19 protein-coding genes are annotated in these 25,925 nt (G+C 38.8%); 16 read left to right on the top strand and 3 right to left on the bottom strand.

The genetic code is table 11. The features are described 5' to 3' along the window. The first annotated feature begins 183 nt into the window (after nucleotides 1-183). A complete protein-coding gene (locus KW850_RS13950) occupies nucleotides 184-555 on the top strand; it encodes a YtxH domain-containing protein (RefSeq protein ID WP_218348183.1) in 372 nt (123 codons plus the stop codon). A 12-nt stretch (nucleotides 556-567) separates the two neighbouring features. Then, nucleotides 568-1,410, top strand: a complete 843-nt coding sequence (locus KW850_RS13955; RefSeq protein WP_218348184.1) for a YihY/virulence factor BrkB family protein — start codon at nucleotides 568-570, stop codon at nucleotides 1,408-1,410. Between the two features lie 445 nt (nucleotides 1,411-1,855). Here KW850_RS13955 and KW850_RS13960 read toward each other — a convergent pair whose 3' ends face one another. Further along, a complete protein-coding gene (locus KW850_RS13960; protein ID WP_218348185.1) occupies nucleotides 1,856-3,769 on the bottom strand; it encodes a heavy metal translocating P-type ATPase in 1,914 nt (637 codons plus the stop codon). Nucleotides 3,770-3,945: 176 nt separating this feature from the next. Continuing rightward, on the bottom strand, nucleotides 3,946-5,124 hold the full coding sequence (locus KW850_RS13965) for an MFS transporter (RefSeq protein WP_218348186.1): 1,179 nt from the start codon (nucleotides 5,122-5,124) through the stop codon (nucleotides 3,946-3,948). Nucleotides 5,125-5,323: 199 nt separating this feature from the next. Here KW850_RS13965 and cax point away from each other — a divergent pair, with 199 nt between their 5' ends. From cax to KW850_RS14025, 12 genes are all read left to right on the top strand, one after another. Further along, a complete protein-coding gene (cax, locus tag KW850_RS13970) occupies nucleotides 5,324-6,379 on the top strand; it encodes a calcium/proton exchanger (protein WP_218348187.1) in 1,056 nt (351 codons plus the stop codon). A gap of 390 nt (nucleotides 6,380-6,769) precedes the next feature. Continuing rightward, nucleotides 6,770-7,354: a YczE/YyaS/YitT family protein gene (locus tag KW850_RS13975; RefSeq protein WP_218348188.1), complete on the top strand. Its 585-nt coding sequence runs from the start codon at nucleotides 6,770-6,772 to the stop codon at nucleotides 7,352-7,354. A gap of 122 nt (nucleotides 7,355-7,476) precedes the next feature. Continuing rightward, nucleotides 7,477-8,301, top strand: coding sequence for a YfkD famly protein (locus KW850_RS13980; RefSeq protein WP_308128801.1), 825 nt, complete (start codon nucleotides 7,477-7,479; stop codon nucleotides 8,299-8,301). A 133-nt stretch (nucleotides 8,302-8,434) separates the two neighbouring features. Beyond that, nucleotides 8,435-8,632, top strand: coding sequence for an SE1561 family protein (locus tag KW850_RS13985; RefSeq protein ID WP_218348189.1), 198 nt, complete (start codon nucleotides 8,435-8,437; stop codon nucleotides 8,630-8,632). A gap of 204 nt (nucleotides 8,633-8,836) precedes the next feature. Beyond that, nucleotides 8,837-10,378, top strand: a complete 1,542-nt coding sequence (locus KW850_RS13990; protein WP_305730334.1) for a fumarate hydratase — start codon at nucleotides 8,837-8,839, stop codon at nucleotides 10,376-10,378. Between the two features lie 627 nt (nucleotides 10,379-11,005). Then, nucleotides 11,006-11,998, top strand: a complete 993-nt coding sequence (locus KW850_RS13995) for a nuclease-related domain-containing protein (protein WP_256358259.1) — start codon at nucleotides 11,006-11,008, stop codon at nucleotides 11,996-11,998. 28 nt (nucleotides 11,999-12,026) lie between these two features. Beyond that, nucleotides 12,027-12,812 (top strand): delta-lactam-biosynthetic de-N-acetylase, encoded by a 786-nt coding sequence (pdaA, locus tag KW850_RS14000; RefSeq protein WP_218348191.1) that lies wholly within the window; start codon nucleotides 12,027-12,029, stop codon nucleotides 12,810-12,812. A 121-nt stretch (nucleotides 12,813-12,933) separates the two neighbouring features. Beyond that, a complete protein-coding gene (gene rlmD / locus KW850_RS14005) occupies nucleotides 12,934-14,316 on the top strand; it encodes a 23S rRNA (uracil(1939)-C(5))-methyltransferase RlmD (protein ID WP_218348192.1) in 1,383 nt (460 codons plus the stop codon). A 478-nt stretch (nucleotides 14,317-14,794) separates the two neighbouring features. Then, the gene (locus tag KW850_RS14010; RefSeq protein ID WP_218348193.1) at nucleotides 14,795-16,480 is read left to right on the top strand and encodes a serine hydrolase domain-containing protein; all 1,686 of its coding nucleotides are present in this window, start codon (nucleotides 14,795-14,797) and stop codon (nucleotides 16,478-16,480) included. Nucleotides 16,481-16,507: 27 nt separating this feature from the next. Then, entirely contained in the window at nucleotides 16,508-18,580 is a 2,073-nt protein-coding gene (locus tag KW850_RS14015; protein WP_218348194.1) for a glycoside hydrolase family 3 protein, read from the top strand. Nucleotides 18,581-18,678: 98 nt separating this feature from the next. Next, nucleotides 18,679-19,929, top strand: coding sequence for an exo-beta-N-acetylmuramidase NamZ family protein (locus KW850_RS14020; RefSeq protein WP_218348195.1), 1,251 nt, complete (start codon nucleotides 18,679-18,681; stop codon nucleotides 19,927-19,929). Between the two features lie 167 nt (nucleotides 19,930-20,096). After that, nucleotides 20,097-21,386 (top strand): efflux RND transporter periplasmic adaptor subunit, encoded by a 1,290-nt coding sequence (locus KW850_RS14025; RefSeq protein ID WP_218348196.1) that lies wholly within the window; start codon nucleotides 20,097-20,099, stop codon nucleotides 21,384-21,386. 484 nt (nucleotides 21,387-21,870) lie between these two features. Here KW850_RS14025 and KW850_RS14030 read toward each other — a convergent pair whose 3' ends face one another. Continuing rightward, complete coding sequence (locus KW850_RS14030) at nucleotides 21,871-22,773, bottom strand: DMT family transporter (RefSeq protein WP_218348197.1); 903 nt, start codon at nucleotides 22,771-22,773, stop codon at nucleotides 21,871-21,873. Nucleotides 22,774-23,346: 573 nt separating this feature from the next. On the opposite strand from KW850_RS14030, the gene KW850_RS14035 reads away from it, so the two are divergent. Continuing rightward, a complete protein-coding gene (locus KW850_RS14035; protein ID WP_218348198.1) occupies nucleotides 23,347-24,456 on the top strand; it encodes an FtsZ/tubulin family protein in 1,110 nt (369 codons plus the stop codon). Between the two features lie 852 nt (nucleotides 24,457-25,308). Next, complete coding sequence (locus tag KW850_RS14040; protein ID WP_218348199.1) at nucleotides 25,309-25,878, top strand: TetR/AcrR family transcriptional regulator; 570 nt, start codon at nucleotides 25,309-25,311, stop codon at nucleotides 25,876-25,878. Nucleotides 25,879-25,925: the final 47 nt, after the last annotated feature.

Here is a 25,925-nt window from a genome sequence, read left to right on the forward strand (position 1 = left end):
AATTATCTGTCAATAAAAAAATACTTGGAAGGACTACCAATTTAGTTTATCCAAAAAAATTTGTTAAAAGTATATCTGGACTTGCGTGGACCGCTTCTTTAAAGCAAAATTAATATAATCAGGTTTTGTTATTTTTTACATGGGGTACTATTGATAATAGCAAGGATTAAAGGAGACGTTAATATGACACAGAAAAATCAATTTTGGCGCGGAATGATACTAGGTGCAATCGCAGGCGGGGCCATTAGTCTTTTAGATAAGCATACACGTGAATGGATGAAAGAAAATGTACAAAAAACGACCACGAAGGTTTCCTATGTTTTTAGAAATCCAGGAGAAATAACGGATAAAGTAAAGGAAACAGCAGAGAAATTAAAGACAACTGTAAAGCAGGTCAGCGAAGACATCTCTTACATTACAGACAAGGTAGAAGAGTTAAGGGAATTAACACCACAGGTATCTGACATGATAAAAGAAACGAAGGTGACATTCTCTAAAAGTGACGAAGAACTTCTATTAGAAGAAGTGTTAAGAGAAGATGAAAGAATTCAGTAAAGGAGGATGGAGATGGATAAGGTGGGGAAAGAGAATGTTCGCTCATCTCTACTGAGATTACTTTGGCATAGGATCGATGAAGATGATCTTCCAGGCTTGAGTGCACAGTTGGCCTATTATTTTTTACTGTCCCTATTTCCACTCCTGATTGTTCTATTTACGTTACTTCCCTATTTTCCGATTCCACATCAGGACATGCTGGGGGTAGTGAGAGATTTTGCACCAACTGAGGCAATGGACTTAATTGAGAAAAATGTCCATGACATAATGAACCATCGGAATGGCAGTTTGCTGTCGTTCGGGATAATCGGCACCATTTGGTCGTCATCGAATGGTATTAATGCCATTGTAAAGGCGTTTAATAAGGCATACAACGTCAAGGAAAGCCGCTCATTTATTGTCTCAAGAGGAATGGCCATTCTTTTAACTTTTGGGATGATCTTAGTATTAATACTTGCAATTATACTTCCTGTCTTTGGCAGGGAAATAGGTCTTTTTTTATTTTCTCAATTAGGTTATACCACCGAATTTATTAGGCTCTGGGATACATTAAGTTGGCTGGTTAGTGCGATTATTTTGTTTCTTATTTTTACAGGTTTATATTGGATTGCACCGAATGTAAAATTAAAATGCCGCAGTGCCTTTCCAGGGGCAGCTTTTGCCACAATCGGCTGGATTGTTTCCTCCATTGGATTGTCCTTTTACGTGGGAAATATCAGTAATTATTCGCTTGCCTATGGAAGTATTGGAGCCATTATTGTTTTAATGATTTGGTTGTACATATCAGCTTTTATTATTATTTTAGGTGGAGAAATAAATGCTTTTTATAGTGAAAAAAACCGCAGGAATTGCTAATAGTTACCTTCATGAAAGTGGCCAAACTGTTCAAACTAAGATGGCAGGTTAATTTTACATCAAGGAGGTTCTTATTATGACAAAGAAGACTAAAAAAGATGGCGGTACAAAGCAAAAAGGAAAAGGAAGTAAAGGAAATAAAACTTCGGGTTCTGCGAACGGGTCAAATGGCTATCACTAATGGGCTTTTCCTCATTTAAAATAAGGACCGGATGAATGTTCATCCGGTCTTTTACTGCTTATGAGTTTTTTAATTTAGGCTTTGTTAACTGCAATTGCTGATTTTCCTAACCATGTTGATTGGACGCGGATACAGCGAGACTCCTGCGGGAGTACGGGACAGGGGAGACCCCGCAGGCACCTAAGCGAAGAGGAGGCTCCCCAAACCGCCCGCGGAAAGCGAAGCTTCTTTCGCTCCAATCAACAGGCAAGTTTAACATAGCCTTTATTTAAGCAAGCGGAGGCTGTTTAGAATGACTAAAATGGTACTGCCTTCATGGCCAATGACTCCAAATGGTAAATCAAGCATTTGCAAGAAATTAGATGATATCAAGATCATGATAACAGAGATGGAGAATACAACATTTTGCTTAATGATCCGATTCATCCGTTTTGACAGATCAATGGCTTCAGCAATTCGAGGCAAGTCATTTTTCATTAGAACAATGTCAGCCGTTTCAAGAGCAACATCCGTTCCACCGCCCATGGCAATGCCGACATTTGCGATTGCCAATGCAGGTGCGTCATTGATTCCATCTCCTACCATTGCTACAGTTTCATATTTGGATTTCAAACTCTTAAGTTTTTCTACTTTAATCTCAGGCAAACATTCTGCGAAAAATTCATCAACATGGCTTTCGGCGGCAATCGCATGCGCAGTTTTTTCACTATCACCGGTCAGCATTACAGTGCGGATTCCCTGCTTTTTTAAATGGTCAATTGCCAGCTTTGTTTCCTCACGTACAACGTCCTTCATGGCAATAATCGCACTTAGTTCGCCATCAATTTCAATAAATACTAGTGTATTACCGAGGCTGGCTAGTTCCTTTGCCTTTCCGTCCGCAAACATTTCAACATCCTTATTTTCTATAAAGGCTTCCTTGCCTATTTTCCAATACTCCCCGTCTATTGTGGCTTTTACACCCCAGCCAGGTACATCTTCAAGAGTGTCGGGATGAAGGAGTTCTTTGTTTATATTTGATTTCCCATATTTTACAATCGCCGTAGCAAGTGGATGGTTAGAATGGCTTTCAATGGATGCAGCCTTCCAAATTAGAGTTTCTCGAACAAGGCCATCCTTTACAATCACTTCGGTTACTTCTGGTTTGCCTTTTGTAAGAGTACCGGTTTTATCAAATGCAATCGCACCTAAATGGCTTAAATTTTCCAAATGCACCCCGCCTTTTACCAGGATTCCATGCCTTGCTCCATTTGAAATGGCAGATAATGTGGCCGGCATAATGGATGCAACAAGGGCACAAGGGGAAGCAACCACCAATAATATCATCGCCCTGTAAAAGGCTTCTTGCCAACTCCAGTCTAACAAAAAGTGCGGGAGAAAAAACATCAATAAAACAACAGAAAGGACCACTTTAACATAGGTTCCTTCAAAGCGTTCAATAAATAGCTGTGAAGGAGATTTTTCACTTTGAGCGGATTGTACGAGTTGAATGATTTTTTGAAAAAGGGTATCATGACTCGCTTTTGTCACTTGGACGGTAATCGAACCTGACAGGTTTACGGTACCAGCAAATACATCTTCGTTATTTCCTTTTGAGACGGGCATAGATTCACCGGTGATTGCTGCCTCGTCAATATTCGTTTGTCCTTTCGTGATGATCCCGTCCGAAGGGATGCGCTCCCCCGGCTTGATGAGAATCAAATCACCAACTCGAAGCAAGGAAACAGGAACTTTCTTTTCACAACCATTTGCGATGAGCAAAGCTTCTTCTGGCTGAAGCTTCATTAAAGAAGAGATTTCCTTATGACTTTTATTCATTGTATAAGTTTCCAGAGCACCGCTTACAGCAAAAATAAAAATTAATATAGCACCTTCTGTCCAGTAACCAATAATGGCAGAACCTATTGCGGCAAAAATCATTAACATTTCTACATTTAATTCTTTATTTTCATAGGTAGCCTCGATACCTTCTTTTGCTTTGGCAAAACCGCCAATTACAAATGCTAGCAGATAAGCAATAATGGAGTCAGCACCATTTCCATACTTATCTAACATCCAGCCAGCTGCAATTAATCCACCGCTTAAGCCCGCAGCAATTAATTCTGCATGTGGTTTGATCTTTTCGAAGAACCTTAATTTGTTAACACTCTTTGTTAGAGCCTTTGCTTCAGAACTCATGGTTTTTCCCCCCTAGTATTTCTAATTGATAAGAATAATCAAAGTCAATAGCCTTAAAAAATACGAAAGCTGTCATCAAAGGGATGACAGCACAGTCTAAAAAATCTTTCTATTTATGTTTATCTTTATCTTACCACACATTGTATGCACTAGATATGAATTTGCTCTACTATTAGTTAAGAATTTTGCTGCTCCAACACCAAATACGTCTTCTTTCCAAAAGTGAAAACGATGATCGATAAAATTAAGAGCATCGTACTAATGATATAGAAAAAACTCACATTTTCTAAAAATTTAATGAACAAACCACCGATGATTGGGCCACTTAAACTGCCGAGACTGAAAAAGATACCGCATAACAAATTTCCAGTCGGAAGTAAGCTCTTGGGTACTAAATCTGTCATATAGCTGATTCCAAGTGAGAAAGTCGAGCCGACTATCATTCCAGAAATAAGGAAAACTACAAAAAGTCCGATAAAAGAGTTCTCAAAGAAGATTGCTGCCGTAAAGCTAAAAAATCCAAGAAAAAGAACTGTTATTAAGATATTTCTCCTTCCATACTTATCACTTAAGATTCCTAAAGGAAGTTGGGTAATAATACTGCCGATGGCAAACGCAGATAAAACCATTGAAACACTGGATACGTCAATATCCTTTCTTAATGCGTAGACAGGGAAACTGCCATTTAAGGAAGATTCTAAAAAACCATAAGAGAATGGCGGTAAAAAAGCAACCCATCCATATTTTAAAGCCTTCTTAAACTGTTTTATGGTTGATAGAAATGAATTAATACCTACCTCTTGTACAGGCCGTTCATTTTTAAGCAGGAATACAAAGATCCAGCCAATAAAACATAAAATCGAGGAGACAATAAAAGGCAGAGATTCATTTACATTTACTAATGGCGTCATCAGCGGCCCACTAGCAAAACCAATCCCAAAAAATAATCCATATAGAGAAATATTTCGCCCCCGCTTATCTGCAGGAGAAGATGATGTAATCCAAGTCTGTGTGGCAAAATGGAGAGAATGATCGCCTATTCCAATGAGTAATCGGAGGGTAAACCAAAACCAAAACGTTTCCCAAATAGAAAATAAGGCCAGCGAAATAATGACGAGGCCGCCACCATAGATAATCACGGGTTTATAACCGTATTTCCGAAGGGGCATTTCCATAAAAGGAGACACAAGTAGAATTCCAATATAAAGTGCTGTTGCATTTAAGCCATTTAGAGAGGGCGATACACCACTTTTCTCAAAAATGACGGCAATGAGAGGCAGCAGCATTCCTTGAGAAAACCCGGAAATAGCAACGATGCTAACAAGAATCCAAAAGCGAAGTTTATTTTTTTTCATAGAACTTCCTCAATTCTATTTTCATCTTTCAATATAAATAAAATTGTTCCTAAATGATGGTAACGAGAAAATTGTCCATTTGCAAGTGAAATATACTCCCCTAGACATTTGGGTTGATTTTAGGTAAATTAAGGAACAAAAGGAAAAAACTCAAAAGAAAAAAATCCCCGTTAGATAAAAAGAATATGGAGGGAATACGGTGAACAGGATTTTTATGCTTATGACACTCATAGGGGTGCCACTTTCCGTTATTGGCTCACTGATGCATTGGTCAAATATTGTCTTATTTATTATTTATTGCTTAACCATCGTAGCGCTAGCCAGTTTTATGGGAAGGGCAACAGAAAGTCTTGCGATCGTGGCCGGACCTAGAATTGGCGGATTATTAAATGCAACGTTTGGAAATGCAGTCGAACTCATTATTTCAATATTTTCGTTGAAAGCTGGACTTGTTGGAATAGTTTTGGCTTCACTAACGGGTTCGGTTTTAGGAAACTTACTTCTTGTGGCAGGTCTTTCGTTCTTTATTGGGGGCTTAAAATTTAAGCGGCAAACATTTAATGTTTATGATGCTAGACATAATTCAGGGCTGTTGATGTTTGCTGTTATCATTGCCTTTGTCATTCCGGAAGTTTTTTCGATAAGTATGAATGAGGCAAAAACTCTTTCCTTAAGTATTGGGATTTCAGTCATATTGATTATCCTTTATCTTGCTGCCTTATTTTTTAAGTTGGTTACCCATCGAGGCGTCTACCAGCCTAATACGGTAAAAGTTGTACATGAAGAAGAAGAACCAGAATGGGGAAAAGGAAAAGCAATTGCTGTTCTTTTCATTGCAACCATAGCAGTCGCTTACATTTCCGAACACCTTGTTCACACTTTTGAATATGTGGGAGAAACACTTGGTTGGTCTGAATTGTTTATCGGGGTCATTATCGTGGCGATAGTAGGGAATGCAGCTGAACATGCATCTGCAATTGTGATGGCATTTAAAAACAAAATGGATATCGCGGTGGAAATCGCGATTGGTTCTACCTTACAGGTAGCCATGTTCGTTTTACCTGTGCTCGTGCTTGCCTCTCTTTTCTTTGATACCTCTATGCCGCTTTTATTTAGCTGGCAAGAATTAATTGCGATGGTGTCATCAGTGCTCCTTATGGTTGTCATCTCCAACGACGGAGAATCGAATTGGTTCGAAGGGTTAACTTTACTAGCTGCCTATTTAATAATGGGAATTGGCTTTTACTTACTTTAATGATTAGAAACAAAATAAAGACTCTAAGCTTTTTGGCATAGAGTCTTTATTAAATCTAAAAATATTTCAATTCTTCAATGTACGGGGTTAATCGTCATGCTTGTGCTATTATGATAAAATAACCTTTTAGCAGGGTAAAAATCAATCGCTTTACTTTGGGCCATCCATCACCAACCTTCATGTTTATTTAACTACATGAACACGAGTGTTGAATCTCATAAAAGACGGGAATCCCAACCTCCTTATGGGGTAATAGGTAATTGATAAGCTGATTGATTACGGCCCTCCTTTGTTGATAAGTTAAGTATATTATAATATGGAATTGTAATTTTGTAAATGTTCTGAATATTACATTTATGTTACTTTTCCTCCAATTTTAAGGAGCGACAAATGAAATTATTAATTCGGTTATTATTTTTTATTTTCGGTTTAAGTATTATGACTTTTGGTGTTTGCATGACGATTGAAGTAGCAGAAATTGGCGTGGGTGCATGGGATGCTCTTAATGTAGCTTTAACTGAAAAAATAGGTTTATCAGTTGGAAAATGGGTAATGATTGATGGTGCTATTTTAGTCATTGTCGTTTCTCTTTTATTAAAGAAAAGACCCGACATTCTTTCTCTTCTCACCATAATTATCATTGGTTCGTTAGTTGATTTTTGGCTAGGGACAGTATTTGATTTATTTCAAGTCAATCAACTTATCTTCAAATTAGCGATGCTACTTTTAGGCATCTTGATTATCGGATTTGGGGCAGCAATTTACATACAAGCTAATTTCCCAAAAAGTCCAATTGATAATTTTATGTTAGCGATTAAGAAACGGTTTCAAGTAAATTTAATGGCAGCGAAAACAATTGGGGAGATTACTGCACTGGTTCCAGCATTTTTTCTACATGGACCTATATCTTACGGAACCTTTATTATTACGTTTACAGTAGGCCCTGCCATCCAATTGTTCTTCCCATTTTTTTGAGAAATTAATGTTACGCCTTCAGGCGAAATATTGAAATTACATCCTTTGATGGATAAAAATAATCAACTCCGAAAAAACTACTAGCAGACTGATTAATGCTATTAGTGAAAGGGGTTTAACTCGTGAAGAAAAATGTCAGTATCTTAATGACTTTGCTATTAATGTTAACTTTTATTCCGTCAGCCCTCGCTCAAAAGGCCCCGGCTCAAAAAGTCCCGGCTCAAAAAGCCTCGGTAAAATATCAAGTTCCAGCTTCGGTCCGGAATATTACAAAGGAAAATACCTATCCCAATTCAACACAGGATCTGCCATTATTACAACCAAGTGATTTAACCAAAAGGTTGATTAACTCTACAAAGGTAAAAATTGAAAATCCGGATTTAATCCGGATGCTAAATGAATCAAGTATTAATAGCACACCGTTTGCAATTGGATATCGTGCCATCGTTTACCTTGGTCAGTGGCCCTTAAATTACGAATCATCCGAAACTTCGCCAAACTGGGAGTTCCAAAAAATTAACACCAACTATTTTGATAATCGCGGGGGCAAGGTACCATATCAGATCAAGTATGTTCAGGAGTCCCAAAAGATTATCAGAGGCGGACTGACTGCTAAAATCGCTAATCCGGAAGCCGTGAAAAAAATGATGCTTTTAAAGGCGATGGAAAAAACTCATCTTCCACTTGCGTTCGATACAATTATTGGTGCCGGCACGAAGAATGACCATATTTATAACATTCCACCGAACCGCTTGGGTTACCTATATGCATATGCACCTGGTGTAAATGAAAAAGGGAAAGTAACCTACGGCGAAGTCTATTTGATGTTAAAAGGAAGTAAAAAGTTTATCGTGATTAAAAACGTAACTTCTCAAGGGATTGGTGCATGGATTCCTGTTCAGGATTATGTTTCCTTTGGATTCGCAGCCTCTGAACGGCCACGCTGATATTTAATTGAAATGGACTCCTCATTGCAGGGGTCTTTTTATTTTTAAAAAATAGGGCAAAATACTATTAATTGATTGTCAAAGTATAAATTTTTCGGTAGGATGAGAACGTTAGCGAAAGGAGTGAACCAACTTGGGTAGTCCGATTGATGATAAAAATACACAAGTGAATTTTCTTAAACAACGATTAAACATGTTCATTGATGTCCTCGATGCCATTGATCCTGAAGATACGGATCTTGAAGATATTGACCGCTTAATTTCAATGTTAGATGATATGGAATCAAAATGCAGAGAATTTAATAACCGTGAAGTGAGTGAGTCTGTTTAACCAACAGGCTCTTTTTTTATGGGGGTGGGTTTTGGGCTGAAAGCTATTTTATCCAATATTTACATGGATATTTACTCGATTATCCTGGCAGCGGTTGCAAGCTAATCCTTTAATTCTAGTGGTTATAGGAGTATAATATAGGCGTGCAAAAAATTATAAAATTGAAAAAGATTATTGGGGAACATTGGGAGAGGGGTACTCGAATTGAATATTTCTAAATTTCAAGAAAGCATGTACAAGCTAGTTGTTGAAACTTCAACAAAACTTCCTAAGGACGTACGCCGGGCCGTTAAAAGGGCTAAGGAAATTGAAAACGCTGGAACAAGTGCGGCAATGAGCCTTGCAACAATCACAAACAATATCAAAATGGCGAACGATCAAGTGTCACCCATCTGTCAGGACACTGGTTTACCAACCTTTAAAATTAAAACGCCAGTGGGTGTGAATCAGTTAGAAATAAAAGAAGCAATTCGTAATGCCATTGTGTTGGCAACGAAAGAAGGCAAGCTTCGCCCGAACTCGGTTGATTCCCTAACTGGTGAAAATAGTGGTGACAACCTTGGTGCTGGGTTGCCAGTTATCAAATTTGACCAATGGGAAAAAGACTACATCGACGTTCGTCTTATTTTAAAAGGCGGCGGTTGTGAAAATAAAAACATTCAATATAGCCTTCCATGTGAATTAGACGGATTAGGTCGTGCCGGACGTGACCTTGATGGAATCCGCAAGTGTGTCATGCATTCCGTCTATCAAGCTCAAGGACAAGGCTGCAGCGCAGGCTTTATTGGTGTTGGTATTGGCGGCGATCGTTCATCCGGATACGATTTAGCCAAAGAACAGTTATTCCGTTCTGTGGATGATGTGAATCCAAATGAAGACCTTCGTAAGTTAGAAGAGTATGTAATGGAAAATGCAAATAAATTAGGAATCGGCACTATGGGCTTTGGCGGTGAAGCTACCCTTTTAGGCTGTAAAGTGGGTGTCATGAACCGGATTCCTGCAAGTTTCTATGTTTCTGTTGCCTACAACTGCTGGGCATTCCGCCGCTTAGGTGTGAGTGTGGACCCTGAGACAGGCGAAATTAATGAATGGATGTACCAAGATGGGGAATTCATTGATTTTGCTGAGGGAGAGGCAGCCAAGGAAACGGCAGCTGCGTCTGAAGAGGTAATTACTCTTCAAGCACCAATTTCCGAAGAACAGATTCGTTCCCTGAAAGTTGGCGATGTCGTTCAGATTAACGGTATGATGTACACAGGACGAGATGCGATTCATAAATATTTAAGCGATCATGAAGCGCCTGTGGATTTAAATGGACAAGTTATTTATCATTGCGGTCCGGTAATGTTGAAGGATGAGGCGGGTACGTGGCACGTTAAGGCCGCTGGTCCGACAACAAGTATTCGTGAGGAGCCTTACCAAGGTGATATCATGAAGAAGTTCGGTATCCGTGCTGTCATCGGTAAAGGCGGTATGGGGCCGAAGACGTTGGCTGCATTAAAAGAGCATGGCGGGGTATACTTAAATGCCATTGGCGGTGCTGCACAGTATTATGCAGATTGTATCAAATCTGTTGAAGGTGTAGACCTAATGCAATTTGGTATTCCAGAAGCAATGTGGCATCTGAGCGTAGAGGGTTTCACGGCGGTCGTTACAATGGACTCACACGGAAACAGCCTCCATGCTGACGTCGATAAGTCTTCATTAGAGAAATTAGCGCAGTTTAAGGAACCAGTTTTTAAATAGGGATTTGTGGGATAGGCGCGGGAGTCGCGTCTATCTTTTTTTGTGGGGGCGGGTAGGAATTATGGAATAAGTATCTTAAGTATGAGTAGGATTTCCAATTAATATCCAGTAAATGTCGTAAGTTTCGAGAAGGATGTGATAATAGTCTGAAAATATGTAATAAGTTCCAAAAAAGATGTAATAAGCGGGAGAAGGTTGAACGGATTTCCAATTAATATCCAGTAAATGTCGTAAGCTTCGAGAAGGATGTGATAAGAGTTTGAAAATATGTAGTAAGTTCCAAAAAAGATGTAATAAGCAGGAGAAGGTTTAGTGGATTTCCAATTAATATCCAGTAAATGTCGTTAGTTTCGGGAAAGATGTAATAAGAGTCTGAAAATATGTAATAAGTTCCGTAAAAGATGTAATAAGAGTCTGAAATTATGTAGTATGTCCAATACACTATGAAATAAGGAATTGGAATTAGTGCAGTTTCCCCAATTATTTTTCCTAAATTTAGAGGGGAATTTACCCATAATCCAAATAGACACACAAATTTCATAATAACTACTGAAAAAGAGTAGGAGCTTCCAAATTTTTATTGAAGATATACTAATAAATACGAAGGAGGAACAAAATTTGATTGAAATGGAACTCACTCCACCGACCTTCTTACTTCAAGTTGAAGCTTTAGAAAGAAGGATAGTAGAAAATCACAGAAAGATGCAGGATATTAAGGCCAAAATTAGAATTTTAAGATCTGGATACAATGGAGAAAAAACAATAAAATATTATCTCGAACAAATTCCGGAACACAAGTATCACATTTTTTACGGTCTCCGCCTCCCCATGGGAAATACTTTCTCCCAAATTGACGCTCTTCTACTTTCTCCAAAATTAATAGTAACTCTCGATGCTAAAAATCATTCAGGGAGGTTACGATTCGAAAAAAACCAAATGATTCATGAATATGGAGACATTAGAGAAATTTATGAGAATCCAATAGCCCAAGTAAACCGACACAAAATTTTATTAAGACATTTATTTGACAATAATAAAATACCCTTCATCCCGATTGAAAATTTTGTTGCAGTTTGCAAACCCTCTACTGAAATCATCATCAATCAAGGCTATATAGAAGCCGAAAAAAAAGTCATAAGAGCATATGATTTATTAAAGATGATAGATGAATTAGAGGAGACGAACAATGAAAAAAGGTTAAATCAGAAGGCGTTAAATGAAGTGATTAATCTTTTGATAAAACTACACACTCCTCAAGAAATTGATATCCTTAATTTTTTTCAAATTGCAGATGCCGAAGTAATCACAGGAGTGCAATGTCCAAGATGTTTATACATCCCAATGGACTATAAAAGATCGAAATGGATTTGTCCCGAATGCCTTTTATTTTCAAAGGATGCTTATTTAAATGGCATTAACGATTACTTTTTGCTGAAAAAACCATCATTTAGCAACCCAGAAATACGGAGATTTCTTCACTTGCCATCTTCGAGAACAACCACCTCTTTCCTACCAAAACTAAACTTTCCCCATACGGGCACAAAAAGAGGCCGAATATATCACCAACCACCATTTCCTTTTATATCCAATCATGTTTCCCCTCAAAAAAACAAACACTAACCCTAAACAAAAAATAGGGGGAACATGGATGAAAAGATTTTTGTGCATCCTTAGTATGCTGCTTTTATTTATACCGCAGAGTACATATGCGGCTGTTTCCAATCAGCCGATCCATTGGGGCTTTAATAAAGGGGTAAATGAGCAGCCAGCAGAAGCTGGGGCCGAGCTGGATCAATTGATCGAAAAATACGGTGCTTTTTATAAAAGTGACCCTAATAAAAAGACACTTTACCTTACCTTCGATAACGGGTATGAGCAAGGTTATACCCCTCAGATTCTTGATATTTTAAAAAAGGAGAAGGTACCTGCAACCTTTTTTGTCACCGGACATTACCTGCTTTCGGCAGAGGACATAGTGAAAAGGATGGTCAAAGAAGGGCATATTGTCGGTAACCATTCTTGGCATCACCCGGACCTGACAACCGTAAGTGATCAAAGGATTCGTGAAGAGCTCGAAAAGGTCCGCATCAAAACCAAAGAATTAACTGGTCAAAAAGAAATGAAATACCTTCGTCCACCACGGGGGGTATTTAGTGAAAGAACGATGCAGATTGCTAATGAAGAGGGCTTTACGCATGTATTCTGGTCACTCGCTTTCGTCGATTGGCATGTGAATTCGCAAAAAGGCTGGCAATATTCCTACGATAATATCATGAGGCAGGTCCATCCGGGCTGTATCTTACTATTACACACTGTCTCAAAGGACAACGCCGATGCTCTGGAAAAGGTCATTCAGGACTTAAAGAAAAAGGGTTACAAGTTCAAAAGTCTTGATCAATTTCCGAAGAAAAAAATAAATTCAAATGAACAGTAACACCCACAAAAACTGAATTTCTAATGAAATTCGGTTTTTCTGTTTGAATCATGCTATAATACGGGGAAAATTAAAATGAAACTATCTATATGAATGTATGGAATACTTTGGAGTGAAATAGATGAAAACTGATCAAAATATAAAAATTGAACTGAATCAAACCTTTCCGCTCACGATCAAACGGCTAGGGATTAATGGGGAAGGCGTCGGTTATTTTAAAAAGCAGGTCGTCTTTGTACCAGGTGCCCTTCCGGGTGAAGAGGTTGTCGTTGAGGCGACGAAGATTAACCCGAAATTTGCTGAGGCTAAAATCAAAAAAATTCGAATTAAATCCCCGCATCGTGTACAGCCGCTTTGCCCAGTATATGATCAATGCGGAGGATGTCAATTGCAGCACCTGAATTACGAACAACAACTAAAGGAAAAACGTGATATTATCATTCAATCACTTGAGCGCCATACAAAAGTTAACATCAACAAACTCGATATCCGCGAAACGATTGGAATGGAAGACCCATGGGGATATAGAAACAAGAGCAGTTTTCAAGTGAAGGCAATCGATGGCAAGGTACTTGCTGGACTTTATGGCCTCAATTCCCATCAATTGATTAACATTAATGAATGTGTCGTCCAGCATGCGCAAACAAATGAAGCAACCTCAGTAGTTAAACGGATACTAGAGGAATTAAAAATTCCGATTTATAATGAAAAGTCCAGAAAAGGTATTATTCGTACGATTGTCACTCGTGTCGGCATCCAAACAGGCGAACTGCAAATCGTCCTGATTACAACTCAGAAGGAATTACCAAAAGCAGAGATCATCATTCAGGAAATCCAAAAACGGCTGCCTAATGTGAAATCAATTGTTCAGAACATCAATGGGCAAAAAACATCTCTTATTTTTGGAGAAGAAACACTTCCGTTAGCAGGGGAAGATTACATCCAAGAAACATTAGGAGATTTACAGTTCGAGCTTTCAGCCAGGACCTTCTTCCAGTTGAATCCTGTTCAGACGGTAAAGCTTTATAATGAAGTGAAAAAAGCAGCAGCTCTGACTGGCCAAGAAAAAGTAGTTGACGCCTATTGTGGAGTAGGAACAATTGGACTATGGCTCGCTGACCAGGCTGGTGAAGTCCGTGGGATGGACGTCATCACCGAATCGATCGAGGATGCGAAGAAAAACGCAAAACGCCACGGATTTAACAATACAAAATATGTGCCTGGAAAAGCAGAGGAAGTCCTTCCTAAATGGGTCAAAAAGGGTTGGAAGCCCGATGTCACTGTAGTCGATCCACCAAGAACAGGCCTCGATGCGCAGTTAATCCAGACCATCCTACAGGCAGAGCCCAAAAAACTCATTTACATCTCATGTAACCCGTCAACATTGGCGAAGGACATTCAGACTTTAAGTGCGAAATACGAAATAAAATATATCCAACCTGTGGACATGTTCCCGCATACGGCACATGTGGAGTGCTGTTCACTACTAGTATTGAAAGAATAAAAAGTATTATGTGGCCGTGTGTAAAAAATAACTACCTAGACCCCCGAATAGATTACCGGGGGTTCTTTTTGTGTATATCCCAATTTATTAAACAATTGAAATAATTTGTGTTTTCTAATTGTGCAGTGCTAGTCCTTATACTTGTGACCATTTTAAATTTCATAAAATACTGCTATTAAAATAGGCGGGGGGAATTAACCTTACCATGTCCTCAATATTTGATAATCTTTAGAGAATTATCTCGAATCCGCTGAATTCTGAAATAAAATTTCACGTTTTTATTAGAAATTTTAAAAAATAATGCCAATGGCGTAATCCTTTTGACCTGTAGAAACGGCTGTTACGGGACTTATGTGGTATAGACTACTGTACACCATTACCTATATGCTTTTACTATAAATTGTAAGCGTTGCCAGTATCTTGGTATACATAGGGGAGAGCCCGCCTACAATTCATTCAATTGTTTAAAGGAGGACGTATGAAAAGAAAAACGTTTATGATTACAGCAGTTTGTACCATGCTACTAGGCACATCAACAGTATTTGCCAACAATGACCTTCCTAATGATCCAACGATTGAAAAGCAAGGAAAACTCACATTCCCATCAAAGAAGCCACACCCTGTCTTTACATGGAATTCGACTGTCATCCCTGTTTCGAGCGTACTTCACCCAAGCTCTGCACGAGGAGCCGGAATGGTGGAAGCTCCACTCCAGCAAATCGATCAAATTATGAACCATGCAATTTCACAAAAATTAATGCCAGGCGCTGTCACATTTGTAGCGAGAGCTGGGAAAATTGTGAAACATGACGCTTATGGCTATTCGGCTCAATACACCGATGGTAAGTTTACCGAAATGGAAAATCCAATTCCTATGGAAAACGACACGATTTTTGACTTGGCGTCTATCAGCAAGATTTTCACTGCTACGGCCGTGATGATTCTTTTTGAAAAAGGATTATTCAATCTTGATGATCCGGTGGCAAAACATATTCCAGAATTTGCTGCAAACGGGAAAGAAAACGTAACGATTCGCCAGTTGTTAACCCACACATCCGGATTTGTCTCCTGGATTCCCTTATATTCAAAAGGGAATTCAAGAGAAGATAGGCTGAAGCTGGTATTAAACCAACCTTTGAAAAATGCCCCCGGTACGACTTACGAATACAGTGATTTAAACATGATTACGCTAGGAATGTTAGTTGAGCACATTTCCGGCCAGCGTCAGGATGAATTTGTCCGGGAGCACATCACAGAACCTTTAGGGATGAAGGATACGATGTACAATCCGCCGGCTTCTTTGAAAAATCGCATTGCTGCAACTGAATATCAGTCGACACCAAATCGCGGTCTCGTCTGGGGAGAAGTTCATGATGAGAATGCTTGGTCATTGGATGGGGTTGCCGGACATGCCGGTGTGTTCTCAACTGCAAATGACCTTGCTAAGCTTGCCCATATTTTTATTAATGAAGGCAAGTATGGTGGTAAAAGAATCCTGAAGCCGGAAACGGTACAGTTGCTGCTGCAAAATCAGAACGCCGCATTCCCTGGGAATGACCATGGCCTTGGCTGGGAGCTAGGCCAGGGCTGGTATATGGATGCTTTATCAGAAGGTACATACTCTTTTGGCCATACGGGGTATACAGGAACTTCGATTGTAATAAGCCCGAACAATAAAACAGTAGCGATCTTACTGACCAACCGTGTCCATCCGTCAAGAAATATGGGGTCAATGAATCAAACCCGTCGCTTATTTGCAAGAAATGTAGCTGATTCGATTCCTGTCTCGATTCCAGGTAAGAGTGATGCTTGGTTTGCAGGGTACGGCGACAAGCTAAACCGAGTAATGGAAACTGATCTTCAATTATCCAAAGATACCACACTCACGTTCTCCACATGGCACATGATTGAGAATGTATGGGATATCGGATCCGTAGAGATTTTTAGAGATGGCAGCTGGCACCAGCTTGCTCAATTTACAGGCACAAGCAATGGCTGGGAAAAGAAAGAATTGGATATACCTAGTGATTCGACGAAATTACGGTTTGTCTATCGAACCGATAGTTCTACAAATTCCCGCGGCTGGTATATTCAGAATCCAAAACTTGATTCTGGAGATGCTCTTTCTTTTGCAAAAAATGAATGGGAACTAAGGGACTATTAAAAAAAGAATAACTTGAGGAGGAGAAACATGCGAAAATTTTTAAAGACATTTATGACCTCGTTTCTAGCATTTGCACTCGTGTTGACAGGGATTCCGTTTTCAGGAGCAACAGCAGCTTCAGGAATCGCGGATTTAGTGATTGATCTCAATGTTCCACAGGTTACAAGAGAAGTAAAGGATAACAAACTTGATTTAAAAGCACTTCATGTTTATGAGGATGGCCACTTTATGCTGGCGTCTGAGAACTTAAAATGGAAGACTTCTAATAAGAATGTTGCCTCTGTATCTAAAGATGGAGAAGTAACTTTATCCGGTCACAATGGTACAACGTTTATCTCTGTCAGCGATGGCAGCAATAGCGACAGAATTTCAATTCAATTCAAGGGAAATCAAGACAAAATCCTTGTTGAAAAAGAAAAAGGCGCCCGTTATGACCTTATCGGCAATGCAATCGATCACATGTCAATGGAAGAAAAGGTCGGACAAATGCTAATGCCTGACTTTAGAAATTGGAATGGCAAAAATGTCACGGTAATGAACGACGAAATTGCCAAGCTTGTAAAGGACTATCATCTTGGTGGTGTGATTTTATTCCGTGAAAATACGGTGACAGCTGATCAAACAACTAAGCTCGTTAGTGCCTATCAAGAATCTGCGGAAAAGTACGGACTGTTAATTTCCATTGACCAAGAAGGTGGAATCGTTACACGTCTGCAAACTGGTACCGACATGCCAGGAAATATGGCACTTGGTGCAACACGCTCTGAAGAAACCGCTGAAAAGGTTGGTAAAGCTATTGGCGAAGAGCTAAACGCCCTTGGGATTAATATGAATTTTGGACCTGTGCTGGATGTAAACAACAATCCAGATAATCCGGTAATCGGAGTTCGTTCTTTCAGTGAGAATCCTGAGTTAGTTGGAAAATTAGGTAATGCTTATATTAAAGGACTTCATGAAACGGGCACTGCGGCCACTGCTAAGCATTTTCCAGGTCATGGAGATACTGCGGTTGATTCACATGTAGGACTTCCATCGGTACCTCATGATCTTGATCGATTGAAGAAAGTAGAATTATATCCTTTCCAGCAGGCAATGGATGCTGGTATTGATGCGATTATGTCAGCACACGTGACGTTCCCGAAAATTGATGATACAAAAGCAATTTCTAAAAAGGACGGAACAGAAGTCTCTGTACCAGGTACGCTTTCCCACAAAATATTAACGGGTTTAATGCGCGAAGAAATGGGCTTTAAGGGAGTAATCGTTACTGATGCGATGAATATGGGTGCGATTGCTGATCACTTTGGATCCGTTGATGCCGCTATCCGTGCTGTAAAAGCAGGTGCAGATGTCCTATTAATGCCTGTTGGAATCCAAGCGGTGGCAAATGGACTTTATGATTCAGTCAACGCTGGTGATATTTCAGAAGAAAGACTTGAGCAGTCAGTAGAGCGGATATTAACCCTGAAATTAAATAGAAGTATTGTTAAGTCAGAAGTAGAAAAGAGTCTTGATGAAAAGGTTGCGAATGCTATTCAAGTAGTAGGTTCACCTGAACATAAAGCAGTTGAAAAAGAAGCAGCAGAAAAATCAATTACGCTTGTAAAAAATAATGATGTGCTTCCACTTAATGTTTCTCCTGATGATAAGATTGTTGTGGTTGGTAATTCAACTTTCTCCATGAATCTCCTTGCAGCTGAGGTCCAAAAACACCATCCTGGCGCAATTTATATCAATGCTTCAGGATCACTTAATGCTACACAATTAGCACAAGTGAAGGATGCGAAATACATCATTGCTGGAACCTACACCTCAAGTGTTGGAGGCAGAGCCAACGACGCTAGTCAAATGGTGATGACAAGACAACTCATCGAGACTGGTGTACCTGTCATTGCTGTTGGGGCTAGAAATCCATATGACGTTATGTCCTATACGGATGTAGATGCCTATCTTGTTCAATTTGGTTTTAGACCAACGAGCTTTGAAGCAACAGCAAACACAATTTTTGGTAAAAATAATCCGACAGGAAAACTGCCAGTTACGATTTACAACCATGATGGCAGTGTTTTATATGGATTTGATCACGGGTTAGGATACTAAGTAGGGGATAGATAAAGGGGAATTTAGTTGTGACTGATTCTAATAGAGGTATGGCTATATTCCCTAAACTTTGATAGATCAAAAGAGGAGGGGTACTTTTGAAAAAGTGGCTTACATGTTTATTGGCTCTCGTTCTACTACTTACGACCGTTTCAGCAGCTGTTGCAAAGAACGATAAAGAGAAGAAGAATGAAAAATTCCGTTTGGGCGTAGAGGTTTTGTTGCAGGATAAGATTGATTTGATAAAGGATAAGCGCGTCGGCTTAATCACTAATCCGACGGGGGTCAATCAAAACGTTACTAGTATCGTAGATTTACTCTTCAATAACCCTAATGTGAACCTGACTGCTCTTTACGGCCCTGAGCATGGTGTCCGTGGAAGTGCACAAGCTGGTCAATATGTTGAACAATATACGGATGAAAAAACAGGACTTCCTGTTTACAGCCTTTATGGAAAGACCAAAAAGCCAACACCTGAAATGCTAAGCAATGTCGATGTATTGTTATTTGATATCCAAGATGTGGGGACACGTTATTACACCTATATTTACACCATGGCACTAGCGATGGAAGCAGCAAAAGAGAACAATATTCCAATTATCGTTCTTGACCGCCCCAATCCAATCAGCGGGACAAAAGTCGAAGGACCTGTGCTCGAGGATAAGTACTCTTCGTTCATCGGTGAATATCCGATCCCTGTTCGCCACGGGATGACCGTCGGGGAATTAGCTAAGCTTTTCAATAGCGAATTTGGTATTGGAGCCGATTTAACGGTAGTGGAAATGGAAGGATGGAAACGAAACATGTATTACGATGATTCGCCATTAGAATTCGTACTTCCATCACCAAACATGCCAACCTTGGAAACTGCTGTAGTCTACCCAGGGGCTGCCCTCATTGAAGGAACCAATGTTTCGGAGGGACGAGGAACAACTAAGCCATTTGAATTGATTGGAGCACCGTTCATTAATAGCGACAACTTGGCTGCCAAGTTAAACTCCTACAAATTACCTGGTGTCACATTCCGAGCGGCTTCGTTTATACCGACCTTCTCGAAGCATGCGAATGTTTTAAGCCATGGAATTCAAATTCATGTTACAGACCGAAATGCCTATAAGCCGTTTGAAACTGGATTATATATTGTAAAAACGATCCATGATATGTATCCAAACAATTTCCAATTCAGAGCGCCAAATGCAGCAGGAATCTCCTTCTTTGATAACCTTGTCGGTAATGGTTCGATCCGTGCTGATATTGAAGCTGGCAAATCTATTGAAGAAATAAAAGCTGCATGGCAGGCCGATTTAGATGAATTTAACGAGGTTCGTGAGAAGTATTTATTATATTAATAGGTGTGAAGGGCCTTCTTTTTAGGAGGCCTCTTTTTAGTACGATTTATCATCTAAAAATTACTCCTTGAAACTTTCTATTAAAAAATGGACAATAGATACTAGTAGTTGGATTCAACACTTTATTGCAATTTTCGCTATATATCTATTAAGTAAGGGGTAGGGTTATGGAAACAGCAAAAAGAATTGGTGTAGAAAATGAACAAGTACGTACCTCGCGTCAGAAGAAATGGATTTTACTTGGGATCCTTGTTCTTTTATTCATTTCTGTGATGTTAAGCATAGCTGTAATAGAAGTTAAAAAAAGTAAATCTAAGCCGTTAGTGTTAATAAATCCAACAGAAAAAAAATATACTAAAACAAAAACAGTGTCAGGTCGTGTTGTACAAAGTCATGCTGAAACGATTTATTTAAATGTAACAAAAGGAGCTATACAGGAAATTTTTGTAAAAGAAGGGGAAATTGTTACAAAAGGACAAAAGCTCTTTTCTTATGAAGGTTCAACAGTCGCGGCTGAGCAAGGACAAGCAGAAGTAAATAAAAAGCTAGCAGAAACAAGTGTTACTCAGATGAAAGAGCAAATCACGTCATTAGAGCAGGATATACGAGAAGCTGAGTCAACCTCTACAACCTCTACAACTGATACAACTGATACAACTGATACAACTGATACAACTGATACAACCAATACAACTGATGCAGTTGATACAGCTAACATAGCTACTAAAGCTATCACGATCCAGTCAATTCAAGCTGAACTAAATAAAGCAAAAGCTGAGCTCCGTGCAGCAGAACTAAAAGTAGAAAAATATACGTTGCAGGCTGAAAAGCTAAAATCTGAGCTCGAAACATTAACTGTCATCAGCAACACTGCAGGTGTAATATCAAACCTGAACCAAAATGTAGGTCAAGGTTTTCGAGCAAAAGAAAATCAGCAACTAGCAATCATGCAAATAGCTTCAAATGATCCGTTTCAAATTGAAGGAAAGCTAACAGAAGCAGAAAAAGCAAAAATTACATCAGGCCAATCTATTACAGTAACTTCTAAAGTAGTAGCCAATAAGAAATGGAAAGGAAAAATTTCGGAGGTTAGTGATTATCCTACATATAAAACAACTGCAAATAAGGATAAAGATACACAACAAGAACCTATTCCATACTATTCCTTTAAAGCAAGTCTAGATTCACAGAAGGGCCTATATCCTGGCTACTATACCATGCTAGACGTAGTAGTTCAGTCAAAGCAGTTGTTAGCAGTTCCTGAAACGAGCATCATGGGCTTTGGAAAATCGACCTATGTATATGTACAAAAAAAAGGAAAGATTCAGAAACAAAAGGTAGAAACTGGTCAAAAAGGAGGCAAATGGGTTGCTATACTTAAGGGGTTAAAGGAAGAAGACAAATTAGAAGAAAATCCATCCTGGATTGTTCACCTTGGTACATCTCTTTTTGATTAGTATTTCACAGGTGAATTATGGTAGTGATTGGATTCAAAAAGAACAAAATATTGCTGTAGCCCCAAATGGTATTTTCCATTTGGAACAATAGGAAAAGCAAGTAATATGGACATGCCAGTGTAATATTAGCTGGTATGTTTTTTATATATAGAATTATTTATCAAAGTAACTCACAAACACCCATGTGTTGCCACATACAATCTGGACACGTCGAGTGTGTATCGTTGCAAGAGCTAAACTAATAATTTTAATATAAAGATTTTATCGGGACGAGAGGAAATGTGGGAGAAGCTTTCTGTTATTCTTTCACTAACGGATGACTTTCGTGCACCAGTAAGCTGATTTTGTTGTTGTCTAAATGTAGTAATATGTAATGCAAAAAGGATAGATAGAGCATATTATTCTACTCATCTATCCTTTTTATTTCTGGCTTTAAAATGTGTGAATATTAAAAAGAAAAAATGAGGGGCAATCCTTTAAAGTTTTAAACTCCAATTTCCCCTTGAACAACAACCTGTTTCTCCGTCTGCTTTTGCTTCTTATTTACGAGATAGATACTGGCCACAATCAGTACAATTCCTAAAAATAAGAGTTTTGTAAAGGGTTCATTCAAAAATACGGTCCCTATGACAACTGCGAGCATTGGAACTAAGAATGTAAATGTTGCCACAACACTCGCATCCCCTGTTTTCACAAGTATGACGTAGAGAATCCATGATAGCGCAATTCCCAGAATCGTACCAAATGAAAGGCCCCATAAAAACGTATCATTCCAAACAATACTAGTCCACTTTTCAGACGAAAGTCCGGCAATCATTAGAACTAATCCCCCAATTAAACACTGGAAAGCTACCATCCAAAGCGAATCAACCGAGTGAGCATTTTTTTTGGTGTAAACTGTACCTAATGCCCAGGAAAGTGCTGATAATAATCCGAAAATAATCCCTAAAATTGAAACATGGCCGGAAAATCCTTCTGCGCTGACAGAAATGACTCCAAGAAAACCTAGAATAAGTCCCAGTACTTTAGTTATGGTCATCGATTCGCCTAACCATAGCCAAGCAAGAAGACCAACTAAAATAGGTTGAAAATAGACAATTACAGAGAATAAACCAGATGGTACTAATTTAAGCCCCTCGGTTTGCAACCCATAGAACAAAGCAATATTTAAAGTGCCGGTAACGACATATATTTTCCAATTCTTTCGCCATTGAATGCGGGAACGTGTTTTCCAAATGACAGCACCTAGGAGCACGCCGCCCAACAAACACCTCATCCCTGCAAAAAGCAAAGGAGGTGTAAATACCAATGCAAGTTTATAAATTGGCCAGGAAACACTCCAAATGATGATTAAACCTGCCATCATTAAAAACCATTTTAAATTCATAATCTTTTCTCCCTCAGTTTAATTCAACTACATGACTGGCGAATAGACTGTAGACGTATAGAGCCCATCTCCCATATCTTATAAAACCATAACTTTCATAGAATACGCCCCTTCGTAAAATATTTCAATTAAGAAATCTTGGATAAAATTTACCTTGACTGTTAGAATCACATGACTGCAGGATAACCTACCTTAAATTCAACTCACCAGCACCTCATGGGTTGACACATACACACTGGATATGTAGAGTGCTGTTCAGTACTTTTCTTAAAGAAATAAATAACAAATATGGCCGTGTGTGTACAAGAAATCTCCCTGCATAACAGAGAGAATTTTTTATAGAATGAACAATTGGATATTGAATTTATAGCTGATAAAAACGAAAACAAAGCAGTTTTGGACACCTAATTTCCAATCCTAACCATTTTACAAATTACCTTTGGGATTCCATTTTTGGGGAATAGGGATACGCAATACCAATGTTTTTCTCCAGCTTTTCATTCATTTTTTAAATGAAAAAGTCTAAATTCATAAAACTTGAGTATTATCATAATAAGATAAGGAGGCGATCTGGTGAAAACAATAGGAATCTTGGGTGTAGGTCAAGCAGGTGGTAATATAGCTGAGATAGCAACAACCTTGGGCTTTCAAACCGCCTTGATCAACACTAATCAACGTGATGGGGCAGTAAACACGAGGGTGGAAAAGAAGTATTTTGTCCCTGGGTATAATGGTGCTGGTCAAGATAGATCCATAGGATTAAGAGCTGTTAATGAACATTATCGAGAGATGATTGACTTTGTAAAGGGGGCCTTTAAGAACATAAAGCTGTTATTTGTGGCCTTCTCTACTGACGGTGGTACTGGATCAGGTATGAGCCCTCTATTAATTGAGCTGTTATTAGAGCAACTGCCTGGCATCAACATTGGTGCTATTGCTATTTTACCTGAACGAAACGTGTTAGCAGGAAACCGAATCAATGCTTCTGAATGTATTGAAGAGATTTCCAAAATCGAAGCCATCTCTTCTGTATTCCTTGTAGACAATGATCAGATGCGTAAGATTAACCCACAATCCAGCAAACATCAGATCTACCTTTCTTCTAATCTTCAAGTCATGGAGGCAATTAACAGCATACTTAAAATAACTCAAAAGAGTTCTTTTTATGGTAACTTTGATGAGATGGACCTATTGAATATTCTTAACACAAGAGGAGTAACGCTAATATCTTCGGCTACTATCACAGACGCTAAGACAATGTCTGACGCATCTAATGAAATCCACCAATCTTGGGTTCACTCAATATTCTGTCCTGTTGAATCAACAGGCGTAATTCGAGCGGGTATAATCTATGAAGGACCAGAGAATATGTCTAAGCTAATTAATGTACCATCTATCTTTGAAGTGATTGGAGAACCTTTACAATTATTCGAAGGGACATATTTCTCAGAAACCGACCCTACTATAACAACAATTCTAGCGGGCTTATCCTTTCCTGCCCGACGCCTACTATCACTAGAGGAATCCCTTGAAAAGGACAAAGATCGTTTACAAAACCTAGTCACCAAGGAAGTTAGTCAGAGGTATGAGTCTCGAGTATCCTGGGCATCCAACCTAAAAGCTAAAAAACCTGAGAAAAAGGCAGGATCAGTATCATCCAAGTTATCTAAGAACCAGAAATAAGGGACGCTCGTGCTGTGGTATTCACAAAGTGAAGAATAGCAAAAGTAAACACACTGGAAGTTAAGTTTCAGTGTGTTTTTCATTCATGGAAAAATTTCTTTTCTACAACTACCATTTTTTATCATGAATTTAAAAAGGTCTTTTTCAGCTAACGGAGAGGGTTAGTTTCATAATCGTTTTTTCGCTTTATCGATTTTACGGTGTTAATTAGAAGTTATAAGATCACATCTTACTTGAATATATCTAGGTGAAAGACTGAAAATGGAGGGCTTTTTATGGCTTTAGTTTCGATCTATACTGTTGGCAGGCTATATCACCACTATGACCACCCTGCCTCTCGTGAGTGAAGGTGAAGGATGTATCATGGGATGAGGCTTTCAAGAGATACAACTATTATATTCAGCATGGACCCACACCTTATGCGTTTGACTTTAAGCACGCGTTTGATGAAAAAGGGGAGACGTGCATGGTTAAGTAGCAGTGGGGGCTCTTGTTTACACTTAGGAACAGAGAAACATCACTTTTCTTCTTTCTTGACATATCTGTTCTTTTATTAAATTACAGGCTAGCATGTTAGTAATCTTCGTTCCAATTGGTACGAAGGGTTATTTTTTTTTGTAGTTCTTTTTTTACTTGTTGATTAGATTATTCCATAGTCTATTACACGTTCCTTTTATAATGGTATATATAATTGACAATAAGTTGTTTAATTGATAGTGTGTCAATAAAGTAAAGCCTACCATGATAATAGTGAAAATATTCATTTGCATTTTTACGATAAATGTTGACTACTAGACGATTTATTGAATATGTGTCGAAAAAATATTAAATGATAGACGAAGGGTGGATATGATGTCTAACACCAAGAAGATAAAGGTGGATCCTCGAATTAAACGTACAAAGAGAATGTTTAAAGATGCACTCATATCATTGATTCAGGAAACCGACGATAAAAGCAAATTGACAGTTCAAACAATTGCTGATCGAGCTGAATTAAACCGTGCGACTTTCTACTTACATTATCAGGATATTGATGATCTAATGGAGCAAATGACCAAGGAAATTCTTGAAGAGTTGACAAGGACGATGAAATCTACCTCCGAGATGGATAATCAGTCCATTATTAAAGGAAACATAGCACCTAAGAGTCGTCTTGTCTCATTTCTAGAGCATTTTTATCAAAATGCTGGGCTCTACAATGTGATGCTCGAGAACAAGGATTTTCGCATAAGAGTATTTAGTATATTATTAGATATCGTTACTTTTTGGGCTGATGATAGAAACGCGAGGGGTCGGTCATTTCAGGTGCCCAATGAGATCATTGCTTCATCGACACTTGGCATCGTATCATGGTGGTTACAAGAAGGGACACTTTATAGTCCAAGTTACTTAGCAAATCAGATTGTTCTGATGTACAATTAAAACTTCCTTCATAATACAAGGAATTTCTTTTGGCGGACCAAATCAAA

This window comes from Bacillus sp. sid0103 (assembly GCF_019219025.1).

Coding starts and splice junctions, on each gene's coding strand:
- KW850_RS14010 (WP_218348193.1), top strand. CDS start 14,795: ATGAAAAGAAAAACGTTTATGATTACAGCAGTTTGTACCATGCTACTA.
- KW850_RS13975 (WP_218348188.1), top strand. CDS start 6,770: ATGAAATTATTAATTCGGTTATTATTTTTTATTTTCGGTTTAAGTATT.
- KW850_RS13955 (WP_218348184.1), top strand. CDS start 568: ATGGATAAGGTGGGGAAAGAGAATGTTCGCTCATCTCTACTGAGATTA.
- KW850_RS14030 (WP_218348197.1), bottom strand. CDS start 22,773: ATGAATTTAAAATGGTTTTTAATGATGGCAGGTTTAATCATCATTTGG.
- KW850_RS13995 (WP_256358259.1), top strand. CDS start 11,006: ATGGAACTCACTCCACCGACCTTCTTACTTCAAGTTGAAGCTTTAGAA.
- KW850_RS13965 (WP_218348186.1), bottom strand. CDS start 5,124: ATGAAAAAAAATAAACTTCGCTTTTGGATTCTTGTTAGCATCGTTGCT.
- KW850_RS13960 (WP_218348185.1), bottom strand. CDS start 3,769: ATGAGTTCTGAAGCAAAGGCTCTAACAAAGAGTGTTAACAAATTAAGG.
- KW850_RS14040 (WP_218348199.1), top strand. CDS start 25,309: ATGTCTAACACCAAGAAGATAAAGGTGGATCCTCGAATTAAACGTACA.
- pdaA (WP_218348191.1), top strand. CDS start 12,027: ATGAAAAGATTTTTGTGCATCCTTAGTATGCTGCTTTTATTTATACCG.
- rlmD (WP_218348192.1), top strand. CDS start 12,934: ATGAAAACTGATCAAAATATAAAAATTGAACTGAATCAAACCTTTCCG.
- KW850_RS14025 (WP_218348196.1), top strand. CDS start 20,097: ATGGAAACAGCAAAAAGAATTGGTGTAGAAAATGAACAAGTACGTACC.
- KW850_RS14015 (WP_218348194.1), top strand. CDS start 16,508: ATGCGAAAATTTTTAAAGACATTTATGACCTCGTTTCTAGCATTTGCA.
- KW850_RS13950 (WP_218348183.1), top strand. CDS start 184: ATGACACAGAAAAATCAATTTTGGCGCGGAATGATACTAGGTGCAATC.